The sequence below is a fragment of the Pseudomonas corni genome, assembly GCF_057128765.1.
The window spans coordinates 201487-219480 of the sequence record NZ_JBSKHW010000006.1 but is presented as its reverse complement, the minus strand read 5'-3'; the positions used below and the strand labels follow the sequence as shown (position 1 = coordinate 219480).

The 17994-nt window shown below is 57.2% G+C and carries 18 protein-coding genes; 11 read left to right on the top strand and 7 right to left on the bottom strand.

Translation table 11 applies throughout. The features are described 5' to 3' along the window. Positions 1 to 82: 82 nt before the first annotated feature. Positions 83 to 1219 (bottom strand): acyltransferase family protein, encoded by a 1137-nt coding sequence (locus tag ACWKV9_RS12320; RefSeq protein WP_483836377.1) that lies wholly within the window; start codon positions 1217 to 1219, stop codon positions 83 to 85. Between the two features lie 373 nt (positions 1220 to 1592). Between ACWKV9_RS12320 and gmd the strand changes: the two genes are divergently transcribed. The 3 genes from gmd to ACWKV9_RS12305 all read left to right on the top strand — a co-directional run bounded on the left by gmd (position 1593) and on the right by ACWKV9_RS12305 (position 4774). Continuing rightward, entirely contained in the window at positions 1593 to 2624 is a 1032-nt protein-coding gene (gmd, locus tag ACWKV9_RS12315; RefSeq protein WP_483836376.1) for a GDP-mannose 4,6-dehydratase, read from the top strand. Next, the gene (locus ACWKV9_RS12310) at positions 2624 to 3520 is read left to right on the top strand and encodes a GDP-mannose 4,6-dehydratase (RefSeq protein WP_483836375.1); all 897 of its coding nucleotides are present in this window, start codon (positions 2624 to 2626) and stop codon (positions 3518 to 3520) included. The genes gmd and ACWKV9_RS12310 overlap by 1 nt, the downstream gene beginning before the upstream one ends. A 132-nt stretch (positions 3521 to 3652) precedes the next feature. After that, positions 3653 to 4774 carry a glycosyltransferase family 4 protein gene (locus tag ACWKV9_RS12305; protein ID WP_483836374.1) on the top strand — a complete coding sequence of 374 codons (1122 nt, stop codon included), beginning with the start codon at positions 3653 to 3655 and terminating at the stop codon, positions 4772 to 4774. 42 nt (positions 4775 to 4816) lie between these two features. Here the strand turns inward: ACWKV9_RS12305 and rhlE1 are convergent, their stop codons facing one another. From rhlE1 to ACWKV9_RS12280, 5 genes are all read right to left on the bottom strand, one after another. Further along, a complete protein-coding gene (gene rhlE1, locus ACWKV9_RS12300) occupies positions 4817 to 6154 on the bottom strand; it encodes an RNA helicase RhlE1 (RefSeq protein ID WP_483836373.1) in 1338 nt (445 codons plus the stop codon). A gap of 48 nt (positions 6155 to 6202) precedes the next feature. Further along, complete coding sequence (gene yedA, locus ACWKV9_RS12295) at positions 6203 to 7102, bottom strand: drug/metabolite exporter YedA (RefSeq protein ID WP_483836372.1); 900 nt, start codon at positions 7100 to 7102, stop codon at positions 6203 to 6205. Between the two features lie 300 nt (positions 7103 to 7402). Beyond that, complete coding sequence (locus ACWKV9_RS12290; protein ID WP_483836371.1) at positions 7403 to 8017, bottom strand: 3'-5' exonuclease; 615 nt, start codon at positions 8015 to 8017, stop codon at positions 7403 to 7405. A 160-nt stretch (positions 8018 to 8177) separates the two neighbouring features. After that, positions 8178 to 8657 (bottom strand): NYN domain-containing protein, encoded by a 480-nt coding sequence (locus ACWKV9_RS12285; protein ID WP_483836370.1) that lies wholly within the window; start codon positions 8655 to 8657, stop codon positions 8178 to 8180. A gap of 235 nt (positions 8658 to 8892) precedes the next feature. After that, a complete protein-coding gene (locus tag ACWKV9_RS12280; RefSeq protein ID WP_483836369.1) occupies positions 8893 to 9714 on the bottom strand; it encodes a DUF2076 domain-containing protein in 822 nt (273 codons plus the stop codon). Between the two features lie 193 nt (positions 9715 to 9907). On the opposite strand from ACWKV9_RS12280, the gene ACWKV9_RS12275 reads away from it, so the two are divergent. Together ACWKV9_RS12275 and ACWKV9_RS12270 are read left to right on the top strand one after the other, a co-directional pair. Next, complete coding sequence (locus ACWKV9_RS12275; protein ID WP_483836368.1) at positions 9908 to 10570, top strand: YciC family protein; 663 nt, start codon at positions 9908 to 9910, stop codon at positions 10568 to 10570. Between the two features lie 46 nt (positions 10571 to 10616). After that, positions 10617 to 11696, top strand: coding sequence for an endonuclease/exonuclease/phosphatase family protein (locus tag ACWKV9_RS12270; protein WP_483836367.1), 1080 nt, complete (start codon positions 10617 to 10619; stop codon positions 11694 to 11696). A gap of 216 nt (positions 11697 to 11912) precedes the next feature. Here ACWKV9_RS12270 and ACWKV9_RS12265 read toward each other — a convergent pair whose 3' ends face one another. After that, positions 11913 to 13298 (bottom strand): MFS transporter, encoded by a 1386-nt coding sequence (locus ACWKV9_RS12265; RefSeq protein ID WP_483836415.1) that lies wholly within the window; start codon positions 13296 to 13298, stop codon positions 11913 to 11915. 650 nt (positions 13299 to 13948) lie between these two features. On the opposite strand from ACWKV9_RS12265, the gene ACWKV9_RS12260 reads away from it, so the two are divergent. From ACWKV9_RS12260 to csgH, 6 genes are read left to right on the top strand one after another with little or no spacing between them, the layout of a single operon-like run. Next, positions 13949 to 14392, top strand: coding sequence for a CsgE family curli-type amyloid fiber assembly protein (locus ACWKV9_RS12260; protein WP_483836366.1), 444 nt, complete (start codon positions 13949 to 13951; stop codon positions 14390 to 14392). An 11-nt stretch (positions 14393 to 14403) separates the two neighbouring features. Further along, the gene (locus ACWKV9_RS12255; protein ID WP_483836365.1) at positions 14404 to 14832 is read left to right on the top strand and encodes a curli assembly protein CsgF; all 429 of its coding nucleotides are present in this window, start codon (positions 14404 to 14406) and stop codon (positions 14830 to 14832) included. Between the two features lie 58 nt (positions 14833 to 14890). After that, a complete protein-coding gene (locus tag ACWKV9_RS12250; RefSeq protein WP_483836364.1) occupies positions 14891 to 15916 on the top strand; it encodes a hypothetical protein in 1026 nt (341 codons plus the stop codon). Positions 15917 to 15969: 53 nt separating this feature from the next. Further along, positions 15970 to 16872: a CsgG/HfaB family protein gene (locus ACWKV9_RS12245; RefSeq protein ID WP_483836363.1), complete on the top strand. Its 903-nt coding sequence runs from the start codon at positions 15970 to 15972 to the stop codon at positions 16870 to 16872. Then, on the top strand, positions 16856 to 17365 hold the full coding sequence (locus ACWKV9_RS12240; RefSeq protein ID WP_483836362.1) for a curlin-associated protein: 510 nt from the start codon (positions 16856 to 16858) through the stop codon (positions 17363 to 17365). Before ACWKV9_RS12245 ends, ACWKV9_RS12240 begins: the two co-directional genes overlap by 17 nt. 5 nt (positions 17366 to 17370) lie before the next feature. Continuing rightward, entirely contained in the window at positions 17371 to 17679 is a 309-nt protein-coding gene (gene csgH / locus ACWKV9_RS12235) for a curli-like amyloid fiber formation chaperone CsgH (RefSeq protein WP_483836361.1), read from the top strand. The last annotated feature ends 315 nt before the right edge of the window (positions 17680 to 17994 follow it).

Below are 17994 nucleotides of genomic sequence, written 5' to 3'. Positions count from 1 at the left end.
GTTTTCTCATGATTCCGGGGATTGCGAGTCGTTGTATCGACCTCGCCGCCCCGGATGCCCCTCAGCGTAGGTTTCACCCGCCCTACTGCTGCGCCACAGTGGCAATTGCATCAGGTGGGGCTACCTTGGTCTTGAACAGGTTTTTCCCCATGTGCATGGTTGGCCTTTCGACCAGTACATGTAAGCCGTAAGCCAACGCCAACACGAAGATAAGCGTTAACAATCCGGCCACCGGAAAAGTACATCCCTGGTCCATCAGGATACGGATCGATAAATAGCCAATAATCGAATGAAGCACGTAGACCGAGTAGCTGATATTGGCCAGAAAGTCCAACGGCCAGATCGGCCTGAACTTATCTCTGAACAAATAGCTGATACTGAACGTCAGCAAACCATACATATAGTTTTGCGGGACATCAGAAATCGGGCCAACCCAGGATGTTCTCGGCCAGCAGAGCAAGAATATAACCAGCAGTACTGCCGAATATTGAAACAGCTGCTTGCCGCTGTGATCCCCGGTGTAATGATGATAGAAACCGGTGCCCACAAACATGAATACGGTATACATCAACTCCGTCTTGAGCGAGTCGATGGAAATGACTGAAGTCAAACCAATGGGCCACAAGCTGGTGGGTACACTACAGAACGCGAGTACCAGCACTGCATAAAAGATGATAGGAAGTGGATTACCCTTGCGTATGGCCAAGTACAGCAGCGCAGCCATCAGATAAAACTTTATTTCGATCGACAGCGTCCAGTTCACTAGGTCAATAGACGGCATTGAAAGGTTTTCCTGCACCAGCGTCAGGTTTGCCAACAAGTTGGTCAGAGACAGGGTGTAGCTTTGCCCCCAGTAGCGACTTGATAAGTAGACGAGCAGCAACATCGTGAACGAGGCCACAATGTATGTGGGATATATCCTTAAAAACCGCGCGACTAGAAACTTCAAAGGCGCTGTTCGGGCCAATGAAAAAGGAATGACAAATCCACTGATCAAAAAGAAAATAGAAACGCCAAAAGGGCCGTAGTTGAATGTTGGGATATCCAGCCACTTTGACATGCTGGAAGGCGGGCCTTCAAGAACAGGGGCATGTATGTAACTGGCGACCGCTTCTCTTGCACCCCAATATATACCGCACCAGTGGACCATTATTACTGCCACCACTGCCAACCCTCTGAGTTGGTTGGCGAATAGCGCCCTACTTGTCGATGTCTGCATCAATGCCTTCCCCTGAATGCGGGCATTGTAGCTCTCGACCTTTTTTAAAGAAAGTCACAGATCGTGGCGCTTTTTTCATGCAGCAAAGTTGATTGGAAAAACGACAGGACCCTCAAAAAAGCATTGTGCAGGCGCGCTCAGGCGCTTAAGAGATTTAGTTCATTTCATCGTGCCGCGCATAAACGAGATTGGTTCATCGCAATGCACGAGTGCCAGCCACCGACCAGTCGTCATATCTGCGCTTCATTGCGTACCGCCCATCGTCCAGAGTCTGGATTTTCTGTATGATTGCCGCCTCACCAATGCCTGCCAATTCGCCATGCGTTAAGTAACTGATAGCTGCGCTGGCTTTAATGGAGTTTAGAGGATTCGCATGAAAGCAATCGTTACCGGCATCACTGGTCAAGACGGCGCCTACCTGGCTGAACTGCTGCTAGGGAAGGGTTACACCGTTTACGGCACATACCGCCGTACCAGTTCTGTCAATTTCTGGCGGATCGACGAACTGGGTATCCAGAATCATCCAAATCTGCACCTGGTCGAGTACGACCTGACCGACTTGTCCGCAAGCATCCGTTTGCTGCAAACCACCGAAGCGACCGAGGTCTACAACCTTGCAGCCCAGAGCTTCGTTGGCGTTTCCTTTGATCAGCCTCTGACCACCGCAGAAATCACCGGCCTTGGCGCTGTGAATCTGCTGGAAGCTATCCGCATCGTTAACCCGAAAGTCCGCTTCTACCAGGCGTCGACTTCGGAGATGTTCGGTAAGGTCCAGGCGATCCCTCAGATCGAAAGCACGCCTTTCTATCCACGTAGCCCGTACGGCGTTGCCAAGCTTTACGCTCACTGGATGACCATTAACTACCGTGAGTCGTACGGCCTGTTCGCAACCAGCGGCATTCTGTTCAACCACGAGTCTCCCCTGCGTGGCCGTGAGTTCGTAACTCGCAAGATCACTGACACCGTTGCCAAGATCAAACTGGGTCTGCAGGACACGCTTGAGCTGGGCAACATGGACGCCAAGCGCGACTGGGGTTTTGCCAAGGAGTACGTCGAAGGTATGTGGCGCATGCTGCAAGCCGACGAGCCGGACACCTTCGTACTGGCGACCAACCGCACCGAAACCGTTCGCGATTTCGTGACGATGGCATTCAAGGCCGTTGATATCACCATCAACTGGAGCGGCGAAGCTGAAGGCGAACAAGGCACTTGTGCAGCCACCGGCAAGGTACTGGTTTCGGTCAATCCGAAGTTCTACCGCCCTACCGAAGTTGACCTGCTGATCGGCAATCCGCTCAAAGCCAAGGAAGTCCTGGGCTGGGAGCCGAAGACCACCCTGGAAGAGCTGTGCCGCATGATGGTTGAAGCGGACATGCGTCGAAATGAAAAAGGATTTTCGTTCTGATGAGTATTGCCGGTAAGCGTGCGCTGATAACGGGTATTCAAGGATTCACGGGGCGTTACATGGCCGCCGAACTAGCAGCCCAGGGCTGCGAAGTCATCGGAATGGGTAGCCAGCCTTCTGAGGATGCTGATTATTATCAAGTCGATCTCACCGATCTGGCTGGTTTGAGCAAGCTACTGGCAGATATTCAACCGGACATCGTCGTTCACCTTGCCGCCCTCGCCTTCGTTGGCCATGGTGCGGCAGAGGCGTTTTATCAAGTCAACCTGATTGGTACGCGTAACCTGCTGGAAGCGATTGCGGCCTGCGGCAAGACGCCGGAAAGCGTTTTGCTGGCAAGCAGCGCAAACGTGTACGGCAACGCTTCTTCCGGGATGCTGAACGAGGGCACCGCGCCCGCGCCAGCCAATGATTATGCCGTCAGCAAACTGGCCATGGAGTATATGGCCAGCTTGTGGTTCGGTCGGCTGCCAATCATTGTCACCCGCCCCTTTAACTACACCGGTGTTGGACAGGCGGATAACTTCCTGCTGCCCAAGATCGTTAAGCACTTCCGCGAAAAAGCCGACAAGATCGAATTGGGTAACCTGGACGTCTGGCGTGACTTCAGCGACGTGCGCTCACTGGTAGCGGCATACCGTGGGCTGCTGGAGGCCAAACCGTTCGGCCAGTTCGTCAACGTCAGTTCGGGCAAAACCCACTCGCTGCGAGAAGTCATCGACATGTGCCGCACTATCACTGGCCACGACCTGGCCGTCGAAGTGAATCCGGCCTTCGTCCGTGCCAATGAAGTGAAAACCCTTTGCGGCGATAACAGCCGTTTGAAGGAGCTTGTTCCAGGATGGAAAACCCCGGAGCTGAGCGAGACCCTGAGTTGGATGTTGAGCGAAGCCTGATCCGATGCACTGCAACCCGAAGCGTAGTAACGCGCTTCGGGTTTTCTTTTAAGCCTTGCGCTCCTGTAACCGCTTGACCGCTGTGCACGTGTCGCGAACCAGCGGACGTGACCGTTTCGTCAGAGAACACTGATGACCAAAGTTTTGCATTTCTTCAAGACCTACTTTCCGGAAAGCCCCGGCGGCGGGATTGAGCAGGTAATTTTTCAGCTCGCGCAAGGCAGTGCAGCTCACGGCATCGATCCTTCGGTGCTGTACCTCAGCGCCAACGGCTCGGCTCGCAATGAATCGGTCGGCAACCATCGGATTCATCGCTCAAAGCAGGATTTGCACATCGCCTCGACCGGGCTTTCCTGGTCTGGCATCAGGGACTTCAAAGAGCTGGCAGCGCAAGCAGACATCGTCCATTACCACTTCCCATGGCCTTACATGGACGTGGCGCACTTCGCCACGCGCCTGAAAAAGCCATCGCTGGTGAGCTATCACTCGGACATCGTTAAACAGCAGACCCTGCTCAAGCTTTACCAGCCACTGATGAACCGCTTCCTGGGCAGCGTTGATCGCATCGTCGCCTCGTCTCCCAACTATGCCGCCAGCAGTGAAGTGCTGACGCGCTTTCGGGACAAAGTCGAGATCATTCCGTACGGTCTGGACCGCGAGACTTATCCTGCCCCCTCTCCAGACAAGCTCGCGCACTGGAAGCAACAATTGGGCGAGCGGTTTTTTCTGTTTGTGGGTGCGTTGCGTTACTACAAGGGCTTGGACTACTTGCTCGAAGCGGCCCAGCGCTGTCAGCTTCCCGTGGTGATCATGGGCGGCGGTCATGAAGAAGCCGAGCTTAAAACGAAGGCGGAAACGCTGGGGCTGACTAACGTCAAATTCCTCGGCGGTCTCCCTGACGAAGACAAGAACGCGCTGCTGACGCTGTGTACGGCGTTCGTGTTCCCCTCGCACCTGCGATCTGAGTCATTCGGTATTTCACTGCTCGAAGCGGCCATGTACGGCAAGCCGATGATCTCGTGCGAGATCGGCAGTGGTACCACGTTCATCAACATCGCTGACGAGACCGGCCTCGTTGTCCCGCCAAGGGACTCAGCGGCGTTGGCCGATGCCATGACCACGATCTGGAATGACACTGCGTTGGCACAGCGGATGGGCGCAAAGGCTGAACAACGGTATGAAACGTTGTTCACCGCAGAGAAGATGGTGCAGAGCTACGCAGCGCTGTATCGGGACATTCTCGAACGCCACTGACGACATCGGCGCGGGATTGCTCACTGCGCCGATCGTGTTACCTCATGGCTTACGCTTGCGAGGCCCGGTATTGAACACCGGCACTTTGCGCACGGCCTTGACCGACGGTGCTTCTGGCGCTGCATCGCCGCTGTCGACCCATTTGCCAAGATTGCGCTTACCGCCGCCACCGCTGTCCTTGGGTTTTTTCGGCTTTTTAGGTTTTTTCTGGATCTGCCCGGTGGCGTCGGTGAGCGGAACCCGGTGCTCAGGGACGAAGTCGGGTTCGTCTTTACGGGTCAGGGTCTGGCGGGTCAGCATCTCGATGGCCGATAGCAGTTCGACTTCATCGGCGCAGACCAGGGAAATCGCCTCGCCCGTCTGCCCCGCACGCCCGGTGCGGCCGATGCGGTGGATGTAGTCTTCGGCAACGGTGGGCAGGTCGAGGTTGACCACAGTAGGCAGATCGTTAATGTCCAGACCGCGGGCAGCGACGTCCGTGGCGACCAGAATCTGCACTTCGTTTGCCTTGAAACGATCCAGCGCACGCTGGCGTGTCGCTTGCGGTTTATCGCCGTGAATGCCATCAGCGTTGATGCCCAGGCCTTGCAGGCGATCAACCAACTGATCCACGCCGACACGGGTTTTCGCAAAAACCAGTACTTGGGTCCAGCGCTGCTTCTTCAGCAGGTGAATGAACAGCTCGGCCTTGCGCTTCTTGTCCACCGGCACCACCCACTGCTTGACCGAAGATGCCGCTACGTTGCGCGGGCTGACTTCGATGGTCAGTGGATCGTTGAGCGCCTGCCCGGCCAGTTGCCGAATTTCATCGGAGAATGTAGCCGAGAACAGCAGAGTCTGGCGGCGCTTGGGCAGCACCGCGTAAATGCTGCGCAGCTCTTCGGAAAAGCCCAGGTCGAGCATGCGGTCGGCTTCGTCGAGGATGAGGGTCTGCACTTGGGAAAACTTGATCGCGTTTTGCCGAAACAGGTCCAGCAAACGGCCTGGAGTCGCCACAAGCACATCCACGCCACGGCGCAGTTTCATCATCTGCGGATTGATGCTGACGCCGCCATACACTGCGTAGGTGGTCAGCGGCAGGTGCTCGGCGTATTGAGCGATGTTCGCGTGAACCTGTTCGGCCAGTTCGCGGGTCGGCACCAGCACCAAGGCGCGGATCGAGTTGGAGACCACTTTCGGGCCTTCCATGGTCAGGCGTTGCAACAGTGGCAAAGCGAAACCGGCAGTTTTGCCGGTGCCGGTCTGGGCGGCGGCCATCAAATCACGGCCGGCCAGTACCGGGGGGATCGCTTGCGCCTGGACAGGCGTCGGGGTCTGGTAGCCAAGCGCATCAAGGGCGCGCAGCAAGGGTTCGATCAGGCCGAGAGAGGCGAATGTCATGGGGATACCGTAGGGAAAATGTCAGCGCGTTTTGCAATGGCCGGCAGTTTACCCTTTCTCGACGGGTTTCTGCTTGCGCCACTGCGGCAAGCCGATCAGCACCACGGCGCTGATGATAACGGCCATCGCCATGGCTTCTTCAATGCCGATGTGTTCCCCGGCGAACGCGACGCCCAGCATCACGGCTACGGCGGGGTTGACGTAGGCATAGCTGGTGGCGGCCGCCGGGCGAACGTTTTTCAACAGGTACATGTACGAGCTGAACGCGACGATCGAGCCGAAAACCACCAGATAGGCCATGACGAGCCAGCCGGAAAGACCCGGCGATTGAGTCATGCGCTCGCCACTGATGTAGCTGCCCACCAGCATGAGCACGCCTGCGACCAACATTTCGCAGGCGCTGGCCATGGGGCCGGCGGGCAACGGAAGGTAGCGACTCCACACCGAGCCGAACGCCCAGGTCGCGGCAGCGAAGATCACCAACAACGCGCCCATCGGGCTGGCTTGCAGGTTGGAGCCGAGGTTGAGCAGGCCAATCCCGACCAGTCCAAGAACAATCCCTGCCCATTCCAGCCGAGTGTTGCGATGGCCCCAGAACAAGCCGAACAACAAGGTGAACAATGGCACCGTGGCGACTGCCAGCGCTGCGACTCCTGACGCAACGCCTGCGTGCTCCGCCAATGTGACTGCGCCATTGCCACACGCCAGCAGAAGGAAGCCGATCATCGCCGCGGCCTTCCATTGTTGCCAGGTCGGCATCGGCGCCCCGCGCCAGCGCATGAATGCGAACAGGATGGAGCCAGCGATGGTGAAACGTACCCCGGCCATCATCAGCGGCGGCCAGGTTTCGATGCCGATGCGAATCGCGAGATACGTGGAGCCCCAGATGACGTATAGGGCAAAGAAGGCACCGACCAACAACAGGGGGAAACGGCGAGGGGCAGGCATGAGTAACTCAACATCTACTTGTTATGGCCGGACATTCTAGAAACGTTGGGCAAAAAGTATTAGCCACACATCGAGCTTAATCGACCCATACACTTTTTGTAGCAAGTGCAGACACACGATGAAATCCCGATCACGGCTCGAATCCTGTGGGAGCGGACCTGTCCGCGAATGGGTCGGTACAGCCGATACATCTTCAGCGTCTGGCATACAGCATTCGCGGACAGGTCCGCTCCCACAATTTCTGGGCACGATCCAGAATCTCGAGCGCTGCTCCAATTCCACAGGTTAGGTGTTGAGCGTTTAAAACCCGCGATGACGCATGATCGCTTCGCTGACTTTTTTCGCGGGGACTTTCTGCAGCGAGCACATGAGCTGGTGCGAAACACCGCGGATGCCATGGGTCTGGCGCAGTTCGTTGCTCAGGTGAACGGTGAGATTGGCGGCCATTTCGGCGTCGGCCATCGCCCGGTGAGCCTTACCGGTGTTAGGCAGACCTGCCCAAGTGGTGAGCGTCCCGAGCTTGTGATTGGGTGCGGTCGGCATCAGTCGGCGGGCGAGCAGCATGGAGCAGGCGAAACTCTGCTCGCGGATACGCTTGATGCGCGACAGTTCGTAATCCCAAAACTTCTGGTCAAACGAGGCGTTGTGCGCGACCAAGGGCGTAAATCCGACGAACTCGGCCACCTCGTTCATCACCCGATCGGCGGACGGCGCCGTGCGCAGCATGCTGTTGCTGATGCCGGTGAGGGATTCGATAAAGGACGGGATGCGCACACCGGCATTCATCAGGCTCTGATAACGCTCGACGATACGCCCGTCTTCCATGATCACCACGGCAATTTCGGTGGCACGGCAGCCGCTGCCGGGGGAAATACCGGTGGTTTCAAAGTCGATGACAGCGATGCGTTCCTGCACGGTTTTTTTAGCCTTTAACAGTGGTCTTTATTGAAGCCGGGGGCCCGGATGATGCCGGATCTGGAACTCGACCTGTAGGAGCCAACTTGTTGGCGAGGCGGTCAAAACTCGGAGTCAGATACGCCGCCTCGCGAACAAGTTCGCTCCTACAGGTGAGGCCTCAATTCCTGAGCAACAACCCGCCCTCGATCGGCACATACCGACTGGCCGCGCGAATCAGGGAATTGGCAGTCAACCCCGGCACGCCATAGGCCACAGCTTCGACGCCATGCTTGCTGATGATGCGCTCAAGCAGCAAGTCGAAATCGCCATCGCCCGACGCAAGGACCACTTCGTCCACGTTGGGCGCGACGTCCATGATGTCGATGGTGATGCCAACGTCCCAATCACCTTTGGCCGAGCCATCACTGCGCTGGATGTATGGCTTGAGCTTCACGGTAAAACCGAGGTTGCGCAGGATCTGCTGAAACTGCTGCTGCTTACTGTCACCACGGTCGATGGCATACGCATAGGCTTCGACGATCTGCCCGCGCTGACTGATATCGGCCCAGAGGGCCGCATAGTTGAAGTGGCAACCATGGGCCTGGCGCACGGTGTAATAGAGGTTTTGTACGTCGGCGAACACCGCAATTCTTTTCACCGGAACTCCTCGATTCGCTAACGAGCGACAACGGCCCGAACACCGGACCGGCGCTCAGTATGCCAGTTTGAGGAATTGATTGAAGCGCGCAGTGGGATTCGCGCGGATTTGCGCCTTGCGCGCGCTCTGTAGGAGCCAACTTGTTGGCGAGGCGATATCACAGGTTGAACCCACTCTGCCGTCTCGCGAACAAGTTCGCTCCTACAGTGAGCCCGGTTTGCCGCGCCGGTATCCTTTAGACAAACGAATCATCGTCATCAAACATCCCGCCGCCGTCGTCATTGCCGTAGTCAGTATCGGCAAAGCCACCGGAGTCGTTGTTGTTGCCCCAGGAATCGTTGCTGGTAACGGTCTGTTGATCGTCGTTCCAGCCGCCGGTGCTGCCAGCATCTTGATTGGACGTATCGCTGACATTTTGCGCAGGCTCGTCCTTGATGATTTCGACGATTTCCTGCGGCTGGCTGTTGTGGTTGAACAGACTGCTGATGCCTTGGGCGAGCATCACGCCACCGGCTACACCAGCGGCAGTCTTCAGGGCACCGCCCAAAAAGCCACTGCCCATCGGCGCGGCGGGCGCTTGTTGCTGCGGCGGTTGTGCGTAGTTGCCCTGAGGCGCGGCGTTGTTATAGGGCGGTGGACTTGCCGGGCCCGCGTCACGCCAGCCGCCAGCCGAAGGTTGCGGCGTGGACGGACGTTGCTGGGAAAAAGACGAAGGCTGCTGAGCCTGAGGCTCGCGCGCACCCCCGCCAAAGATGCTCGACAGGAAACCACCGCTTTGCGCAGGCGCTGCTGCGGGCGCCTGCACTTTGCTGCGCTGAAGCTCGGCCTGCAATTGTTGAATCTGCTCGTCACGCTGGCGGCTCTGGGCTTCCAGCTGCTTGATCGCGACTTCCTGCACCAGGATCGATTGCGCCATGTAATAAGGCGCGCCGGGTTGCTGGCCGAGATGTTCCTTGATCCGGGCTTCGGCCTGCGCGTCTCGTGGGTCCGAATCCGTCTCTGCTTGCTTGAGTTTTGCAAACAGGCCGTCGATCAGGGTTTGCTCTTCGCTATTCATGGCGACCTCGTTAGATTGCCGTTGGAATTCGTGATCCGACCAAATGGTCAGGTACATGCAACGTAATGGGGCTATTGCGAGCCGTTTCAATAGGGCGTCAAAAAAGTTAACCGGCGTGCGACCGCTCGTCCAATTGGCCCGCTCGCCGGCACTGCGTTAAAGTGGCGACCTGCTTTTAGCCTGTGATCCGTTCATGAACCCGTTGACCATCCTCCGAGACTCCCTCTACTTCTTCCGGCGCAATCTGGCCAGCATTCTGATGCTCTGCCTGCCGCTGGTGATACTGGAGGCGTTGACCAAGCAATTGCTGAGCAACTCGCTGGGGGACAGTGCGACCGCGACCTATGAGCTGATCGTGGGGCTGCTGTTTTATCCGTTGTACACCGGGGCGCTGATTCTGTTTCTCGATGCAAAATCAGCGGGCGATGAGCCACCCAAACGCAATCTGTGGGCCGGTGCATTACGCTTGTGGCCGACCTTTGCGGTGCTGTCGGCGCTCAGCACGTTGCTGATCATGGGTGGGTTGTCGCTGTTCATCCTGCCCGGCATCTGGGTGATGATCAAACTGGTGTTTTCCGAGTATTTACTGGTGCTGCGCGGCCTCACGCCGCTGGCCGCCATGCGTGCAAGCTTTATGATGACTCGCGGGCACATGCTGCGCATTCTGGCCTGCGTTGTGTTTGTGTATGTGCCGCTTTCTGCGCTCGAAGGCTTGAGTTATTACGTGCTACCCGAGCAGCAAAGTCCGTTGCTTTCATTAATGGTCGACAGTATTTCCAGCTTTTTGCAGTTGTTTATCAGCGTCGTGATGTTCCGGATGTTCATGTTGCTCGATGAGACGTCAGATCGCGCCTGACGCAAGATTTGCATCAATGATCCAGTGAGGGGGCCAGGCCAAACCGATGCCTCGATTAATTCGCTTCGTTCTCATCGTGCTTGTGTTGGCGGGTTTCTTCGCAGGTCTGGTCTACAACGTGACCTGGCACCCTGCCGCGCACGAACATATGCCGATCAGTTGCAACGCCAAGGACGCAGCCCTGCCGCCACTGGAGCCCGGACAGACGCTGAAAGTCATGACGTGGAACATTCAATACCTCGCGGGCAAGCGCTACGTGTTCTGGTACGACATGGCCGATGGCAGCGGTCCGGACGAGCGCCCTACCCCTGAGGACATTGCCTACAATCTCGACGAAGTGGCGCGAGTGATTCGGGACGAACAGCCCGATATCGTGCTGCTGCAGGAAGTTGACGATGGCGCCAAGAACACCGACTACGTCAACCAACTCGCTCTGCTGCAAGCCCGCGTTACCGACCTGCTACCGTGCAGCACCGAAGCGTTTTACTGGAAATCGGACTTCATCCCCGACCCGCATATTTTTGGTAGCGTCGGCACCAAACTCGCGACCCTGAGCCGCTTCCGGCTAGACAAAGCCGAACGTCTGCAACTGCCCTCTCCCGACGGCAATCTGATTGCCCGTCAGTTCGAGCCCAAGCGTGCGTTGCTGGTGAGTTACCTGCCGATGACTGACGGCAAGCATTTGGCGGTGGTGAATACCCATCTGGGGAATTCCCATCAAGGCGACGACAGCTTGCAGCAGCAGGTGGACTTCACTGAACGGCTGCTTGATTCGTTTGAAGGTGCGGGCACTCGATGGATCGCGGGCGGGGATTTCAATTTGCTGCCCAAAGGGCAATACGGACGTATGCCCGCAGAGTTGCGTAGTGAGTACGCGCCTGGCAGCGAGCTGCAAACGTTGTGGGACAAATACCCTATGGTGCCCAGCAACGACGACACCAATGGCGATGAACGCAGGAGATGGCTTACCCGCTTTCCCAACGATCCTCGCGTGAGCGGCCCGGATCGCACCCTGGACTATCTGTTTTATAGCCCGACAATCCAGCGCATTGATGCCTCGGTTCGCCAGGACGACACGCTGTTGATCTCAGATCACTTGCCGGTGATTGCACGCTTCCACCTGTAAAAGCCAGGTTGTTGGCAATTCGGCTGAAGCGGCGTGTCAGGCTTGACGCCTCGCGAACAAGTTCGCTCCTACAGATTCAATGCCCGGTCAGGTGCGCGCGCAAACCCGTGGGAGCGGACCTGTCCGCGAAGACTGACTATCCGCCACAAAAGGTGCGTCGGCTGTACTGGCCTCTCGCGAACAAGTTCGCTCCTACAGAAAGGAACTCCTATAGTTTCAATGACGCTGCAACACGCTCGTCCCCGCATCCTTCGGCAATCTGGCCACATCGATCAACCCCAAAATCCCCAGCAGCGCGACGCCGAGAAACGCCACTCTGAAATCGGCAGGCAGGGCGTGGAGTTCGTGTCCCTGCACGGCCATGGACATCCGCAGCAGCAAGGCGGCGAATGTCACGCCGATGCCCATCGCCAGTTGAAAGAACATGCTGAACAAGGCCGAGGCTTCGCTCATCCGCGCCTTCGGTACATCGGCAAACCCGATCGTGTTGTAGCAAGAGAACTGCATGGAGCGCGAAAGCCCACCCAGGAACAGCACAGCAGCGATCAGCCAGAACGGCGTCTGGGCGGTAAACGCTGCGCAGGCTGCAATCGATACCACGCCAATCACGCCGTTGACCAGCAACACTGTGCGGAACCCAAAGCGCTGCATGATGGGAGTGGTAAACGGCTTCATCGCCAGGTTGCCGGCAAAAACCGCCAGCACCAGCGAGCCGGCGTCCACTGGCGATAATCCAAAGCCCACTTGAAACAACAACGGAAGCAAGAATGGCAGAGCACTGATCGCCAACCTGAAAAGCGAACCTCCGTAGATACTGGCACGGAAGGTCTGGAATTTCATCGTCGCCAATGGCAGTAGCGCGTCCGCACGATTGCGGCAATGACGCACCGCCAGCGCTGAAAAGACCAGGCCTAGCGCAACCAGCACGGCGCCGGTCAACAGTGAATTTCCGTCCTGAGCGCCAAGCCATTCCAGCCCGCCCAGAATCAGCGCACAGGCGCACGCCAACAGAACAAAACCCAGGCCGTCGAACTTGCGAACGTTGCTTTCGCGACCGGCAGGCACCAGCCAGAGCGTGGCGGCCAAGGCAAGGATGCCCAGCGGCAAGTTGATGTAGAAGATCCACGGCCACGATGCGTGGGTGACGATCAGCCCGCCCACCAATGGCCCAAGAATGGGCGCCACCAAACCTGGCCAGGTGATCACCGCGACCATCTTCACCAGATCCTTTTTCTCGGTGTTGCGCAGTACGGCCAGCCTCCCCACCGGGACCATCAAGGCCCCGCCAACGCCCTGCAGCATCCGGGCAAAGACGAACATCTCCAGGTTCTGACTCAAACCGCAGAGCAGGGACGCGAGGGTAAAAATGACGATGGCGCTGGCGAACACCCGGCGAGCCCCGTAGCGATCCGCGACCCAGCTCGACAGCGGGATGAAAATGGCGACCGCTATCAAATAGGCGCTGATACCAATGTTCATGTCGACAGCCGTGACGCCAAACCCGGCGGCCATTTTCGGCAGCGCGGTCGCAATGACTGTGGCGTCGAGGTTTTCCATGAAAAATGTCACCGCCACGACGAGCGCGATAAGGCGGGTTTGCACACTGACGCCGGAGTCGGCGATGCGTGAATCAGGCGTCGTAGGAACCGTCAACGTGGGCGACCTTTTCAAGATGTTGCAAGATTGGTAGCCACTCTATCCCAATCGACGGAGTCATTTCACTCGCGCCGATTTGCGCCAACCGCCATGGGCGACGGTCGTTCAACAACTTGTGCACCGGGCTGCTCCGTTAGCGTTGAGCGACTCGCTTATTAATTGGCAAGCCTGCCAAATCATATCTCACCCGCGAGCTAGAGCCACCGACAGAGAGCGAACAATATGGCGCCCACGATAACCCGGAATTAATCAGCCTATTAAAGCACTCAAAGACAACAACTCACTTAAATAAACTGCAAACTAAAAAGTTAGATGAAGCATGCACAACCCGGTTAAAACACACATAGTCTCGCCGCTCACAAACCGCGTCAAAAAATATCCCCCCAGCTTAAAACCCCCGAAAACACTGACTAAAATGAAAATTTGACGCCACTTTTCCGCTAATCCACAAGCGTCTCCCGGAATTATTAAACGCACCGCCTTATATTAAAATTTGACGCCAATAAAAAAGTTAAAAATATTTTCATTTAGGTAGTGGCAAAAAGCAATTGCTCATATATAACTAGCAACAGACCCGCTTTAAGTGGTTAATAAAAATGAATGCCTTACGAAGTTTGGGCCTGATCGCCCTGCAACTATTAGTTGCTGCCACCGTGTGCGCGCAGTCCAGCGTTAACAGTTCTGCAACTGTCGATCAACATCGAACGCTTAACCATAAAGACGTGGGCGGTATTGTCATTGGGCAAACCATCACACTGGCCGGCCGCGCTTTTTTTGACAGCTTCGCGGTGGCCTGGACTGAAAAGGACGAAACCGGAACGTTCACGGTGGCCATCACTGAACGGCCCACCGCGCGACTCGGCAGCCAAGTGTTCGTCGATTACGGCAACCGCCGCCTCTACCAGACATTCCTCCCACCAAACCGCACGCTCATCCCGGCCATCGGGGCTGATGCCGCCGCGCAGGTGTTCCAGGCAATTCTTGACTATCAACTCGCGCAATTCTTCGGCGACCCGGACGTGGGGCGCGATGAACTATGAAAGGTATCCCTATGCAGTGTTTATCTCTGAAGGTCATCGGCCTGACGCTTGTGTCCGGCCTGAGCCTTGCCGCACACGCCAGCGAACTGGCCTACGTACCCAATAACCCCTCGTTCGGCGGCAACCCGTTGAACGGCCCGGTCCTGCTGAACCAGGCGCAGGCGCAAAACCATTTCACCGAGAAGTCCTCGTCTTCGGGATTGTCAGGACAGACCGCCCTCACCCAGTTCAACAGCATGTTGCAGAGCGCGATTCTGAGCCGAGTGTCCTCGGCCGTGACCTCCAGCATCGTCGGTGCCAACGGCCAGCTGGTGCCGGGGGTTGTGGAAACCACCGACTTCCGTATTTCGATCACCAACCTTCAGGGCGGCCTGCTGCAGATTGTCACCACCGACAAGAACACCGGCCAGACCACACAGTTTCAAGTGAACCAACCGTAAGACCGCTGTAAATCTGCCGCAAAAAACCAATCATAAAGTTGAAAAAGGATGACTCTCCATGCAAGCACGTAAATCACTTCTGTCTCTCGCTGTACTGGTTGCATTGTCTGGCTCGGCCATGGCTGACTCCAGCACCGTCAATACCAACCAGGACGGTTCTGACCACACGATCAACGTCAATCAGCAAGGCGCGACCCAGTCGACGATCAACATCAACCAGACTGGCAGCAAGAACTCCGCCGGCTCCAAGGCATCGCTGTTCTCTCCAGGCACGCCGATCAGCCAGACCGCGACCTACAGCACCCTGAACATCAACCAGAACGGTTTCTTCAACAGCACCGCTGCCAAACAGGCTGGCAACAACAACGATGCGTCCGTGACCCAGAACGGCGGTAGCGGCTCTCTGCCGCAAGTGGCCACACTGGACCAGTCCGGCAGTTACAGCACCGCGACCATTTCTCAGGATGGCAACAACCGCACGAGCGCCAGCATCACTCAAGGTGGCGGCAGCAACAACACCGCAAGCGTCTCTCAAGCGGGCAACAGCACCATCGTCGGCGGGGGCGTTACACAGTCGGGCAGCTTCAATCTGGGCAGCGTCTCTCAGCAAAATAACAACAACACAGTGACGGCCTCTGTCAGACAGTCGGGCAACGGCAACACCGGCACCGTCTCTCAGCAATACAACTCAGCTCTGGTTTCGAGCAACTTGCAGCAGAACGGCAATAGCAACCTGGGCACCATTCAGCAAACCGGCACCCACTTCAGCTCCGCAAGTGCCTTGCAGAACGGCGACTACAACACCGCCAGCCTGTATCAGAGCGGCACCGGCCTGAACGCCGACGTTCAACAGCGCGGCAATAACAACTATGCGTCCAGCACCCAGACTGGCGCGTACAACGAAGAATCCCTGCTGCAGACCGGCAACAGCAACCGCGCGGTGGTTAGCCAGACTGGCGGTGCCGGTGGTGGTTCGTTCAGTGGTATCAACCTGGTCGGCGTGACTCAGACCGGCAACAACATGGTTGCCAACGTCACCCAGACCGGCGGCAGCGGCAACGTCGCTACGATCTACCAACACTAAGATGTTTTACCCCGCCAGCACTCTGGCGGGGTTTCTTTGCAGGAAGGGAAACCATGTGCATCCGTTCATTATCATTGATTGTCTCTGCCGTAATGTTAGTCGCCGGTTGTGCCACCTCCCGACCCGCATCGACCATTTCTCCGGCCACGCTGTCGCCTCCCACCCAGAGCCTGCGTGACCTGACCCATCTGCCTGCACCGGCTGGCCCCATCAGCGTTGCGGTGTATGGCTTGCGAGATCAGACCGGCCAGTACAAACCGTCGCCTGACAGTTCGTTTTCAACCTCGGTGACACAAGGCGCCGCATCCTTATTGATCACCGCGCTGCGTGACTCACGCTGGTTCAAACCGGTGGAGCGCGAGAACCTGCAAGACCTGCTCACTGAACGCAAAATCATTCGTGCGTTAGAGCAACCCCAGGATAAGGCACAGGTGCAATTGCCTGCATTGCGCCCGGCCAACATGCTGATCGAAGGCGCCATCGTGGCCTATGAAAGTAACGTCAGAACCGGCGGCATCGGCGTTCGCTATCTGGGAATCGGCCCATCGGAGCTTTACCGCCAGGACCAGGTGACGGTCAACCTGCGGGCCGTGGACATTAGGACCGGCGATATCATTCAAAGCATCACCACGACCAAAACCGTGTTTTCGATTCAGGTCGATTTCGGCATTTTCAAGTTCGTCTCGCTCAAGCATTTGCTGGAGGTCGAAACCGGCTTGTCGCGCAACGAACCTGTTCAGCAGTGCGTGCGCGAAGCAATCGAGACCGCGCTGATTCACATGATCGCCCAAGGCGCCCGCGACGGAAGCTGGAACCTGAAGAATCCAGACGATCTGAACAAACCGTTGCTGCAGAGCTACCTGCAGAACTACGACGAACAGATGTCGACCTTGCCAATCGCGACATCGGAACGAGACCTGCTTTCCAACGGAGACAAAAATGGTACTCAAAAATAAAAACTATTGGTGGCTCGCCGCAGCCATGTCGCTTGCCGGCACACTGTGCCAGGCGGCCGACCTGATGCCCGAGGCGCGCTATTCAGCGATTACGGTAGGCAACAGTGTTTCCACCATTTCGCAGATCGGCTCCAACAACCGCACCCGGGTCGATCAGAGCGGCGCTGCCCAGCAGCTCAGCCAGATCCAGTCGGGCAACCGAAACCTGGCGACGATCAACCAAAGCGGGATCAACAATTCGATTTCTGCTCAACAGACAGGCTCCGGCAACGGCCTGGAAGTCAGTCAGTCCGGCGGCTACAACCAGGCGGGCGTTACGCAGAACGGCACCGGTAACGCGGCCACTGTGGTGCAGAACGGCGCCTACAATCAGGCGTTCGTCGGCCAATACGGTCAAGCCAACCAGGCATCAGTCAGCCAGGCAGGTTTTGGCGGCACGGTTTCAATCACCCAATACGGCAACAACATGAGCGCCAACGCGACGCAGAGGTAGCCTGGATGATGGACGTCTCGCAATTAGCCGTATCGATCGACATGCAGCGCCAAGGCAGTGTGGTCATCATCCGCCCGCACATCGAAAACCCGACGCCGCTGTCCCTGCATTATCGAATGGCCGTGCAGCAAAGCAGCGCGAGCGGCAATGCCGGGATCAGTCAGGAAGGCGAAGTTCAAAGTGGCGTGTCCGGCAACAGCGTCAGCCTGAACATGCCTGCCGGTGCCTCCTGCCAAGTTCACCTTGAAGTCTTTCAGAACGACACGCTGCTAAAAGCCGTGAATGGCTCGTGCGGCGATGCGGTGGCCAAATAAAGTACCGATCCGCGCAGAAGCGGCCTCGGGGCACCTACACATCCTGTCGGAATGAGCGGGCGGCGTTCCGACTTGCCCGTGAAGCTTTTGATTCTGGCCGGAGGCCGTAGGAGCGGCGCTTGCCCGCGATCTGCCGGGGACCGGCAGCAAAACCTGTGTGCGCGGTGTGTCTGATGAACCGAGATGTCTGGTTTCAGGGCCGCTTCGCAGCCCCATCGTTGGCAAGCCAGACTCCTACGCCCTCCGGGCAGAAGCATGAACCGCGTTGATCATCGCCTTTTCCCAACAGCTCCGATCCGCTTCTGCCGAAGGCGT

Bases quoted from the DNA above. Each gene is read 5' to 3' on its own strand.
- ACWKV9_RS12320 (WP_483836377.1), bottom strand. From the start codon at position 1,219: ATGCAGACATCGACAAGTAGGGCGCTATTCGCCAACCAACTCAGAGGG.
- gmd (WP_483836376.1), top strand. From the start codon at position 1,593: ATGAAAGCAATCGTTACCGGCATCACTGGTCAAGACGGCGCCTACCTG.
- ACWKV9_RS12310 (WP_483836375.1), top strand. From the start codon at position 2,624: ATGAGTATTGCCGGTAAGCGTGCGCTGATAACGGGTATTCAAGGATTC.
- ACWKV9_RS12305 (WP_483836374.1), top strand. From the start codon at position 3,653: ATGACCAAAGTTTTGCATTTCTTCAAGACCTACTTTCCGGAAAGCCCC.
- rhlE1 (WP_483836373.1), bottom strand. From the start codon at position 6,154: ATGACATTCGCCTCTCTCGGCCTGATCGAACCCTTGCTGCGCGCCCTT.
- yedA (WP_483836372.1), bottom strand. From the start codon at position 7,102: ATGCCTGCCCCTCGCCGTTTCCCCCTGTTGTTGGTCGGTGCCTTCTTT.
- ACWKV9_RS12280 (WP_483836369.1), bottom strand. From the start codon at position 9,714: ATGAATAGCGAAGAGCAAACCCTGATCGACGGCCTGTTTGCAAAACTC.
- ACWKV9_RS12275 (WP_483836368.1), top strand. From the start codon at position 9,908: ATGAACCCGTTGACCATCCTCCGAGACTCCCTCTACTTCTTCCGGCGC.
- ACWKV9_RS12270 (WP_483836367.1), top strand. From the start codon at position 10,617: ATGCCTCGATTAATTCGCTTCGTTCTCATCGTGCTTGTGTTGGCGGGT.
- ACWKV9_RS12260 (WP_483836366.1), top strand. From the start codon at position 13,949: ATGAATGCCTTACGAAGTTTGGGCCTGATCGCCCTGCAACTATTAGTT.
- ACWKV9_RS12255 (WP_483836365.1), top strand. From the start codon at position 14,404: ATGCAGTGTTTATCTCTGAAGGTCATCGGCCTGACGCTTGTGTCCGGC.
- ACWKV9_RS12250 (WP_483836364.1), top strand. From the start codon at position 14,891: ATGCAAGCACGTAAATCACTTCTGTCTCTCGCTGTACTGGTTGCATTG.
- ACWKV9_RS12245 (WP_483836363.1), top strand. From the start codon at position 15,970: ATGTGCATCCGTTCATTATCATTGATTGTCTCTGCCGTAATGTTAGTC.
- ACWKV9_RS12240 (WP_483836362.1), top strand. From the start codon at position 16,856: ATGGTACTCAAAAATAAAAACTATTGGTGGCTCGCCGCAGCCATGTCG.
- csgH (WP_483836361.1), top strand. From the start codon at position 17,371: ATGATGGACGTCTCGCAATTAGCCGTATCGATCGACATGCAGCGCCAA.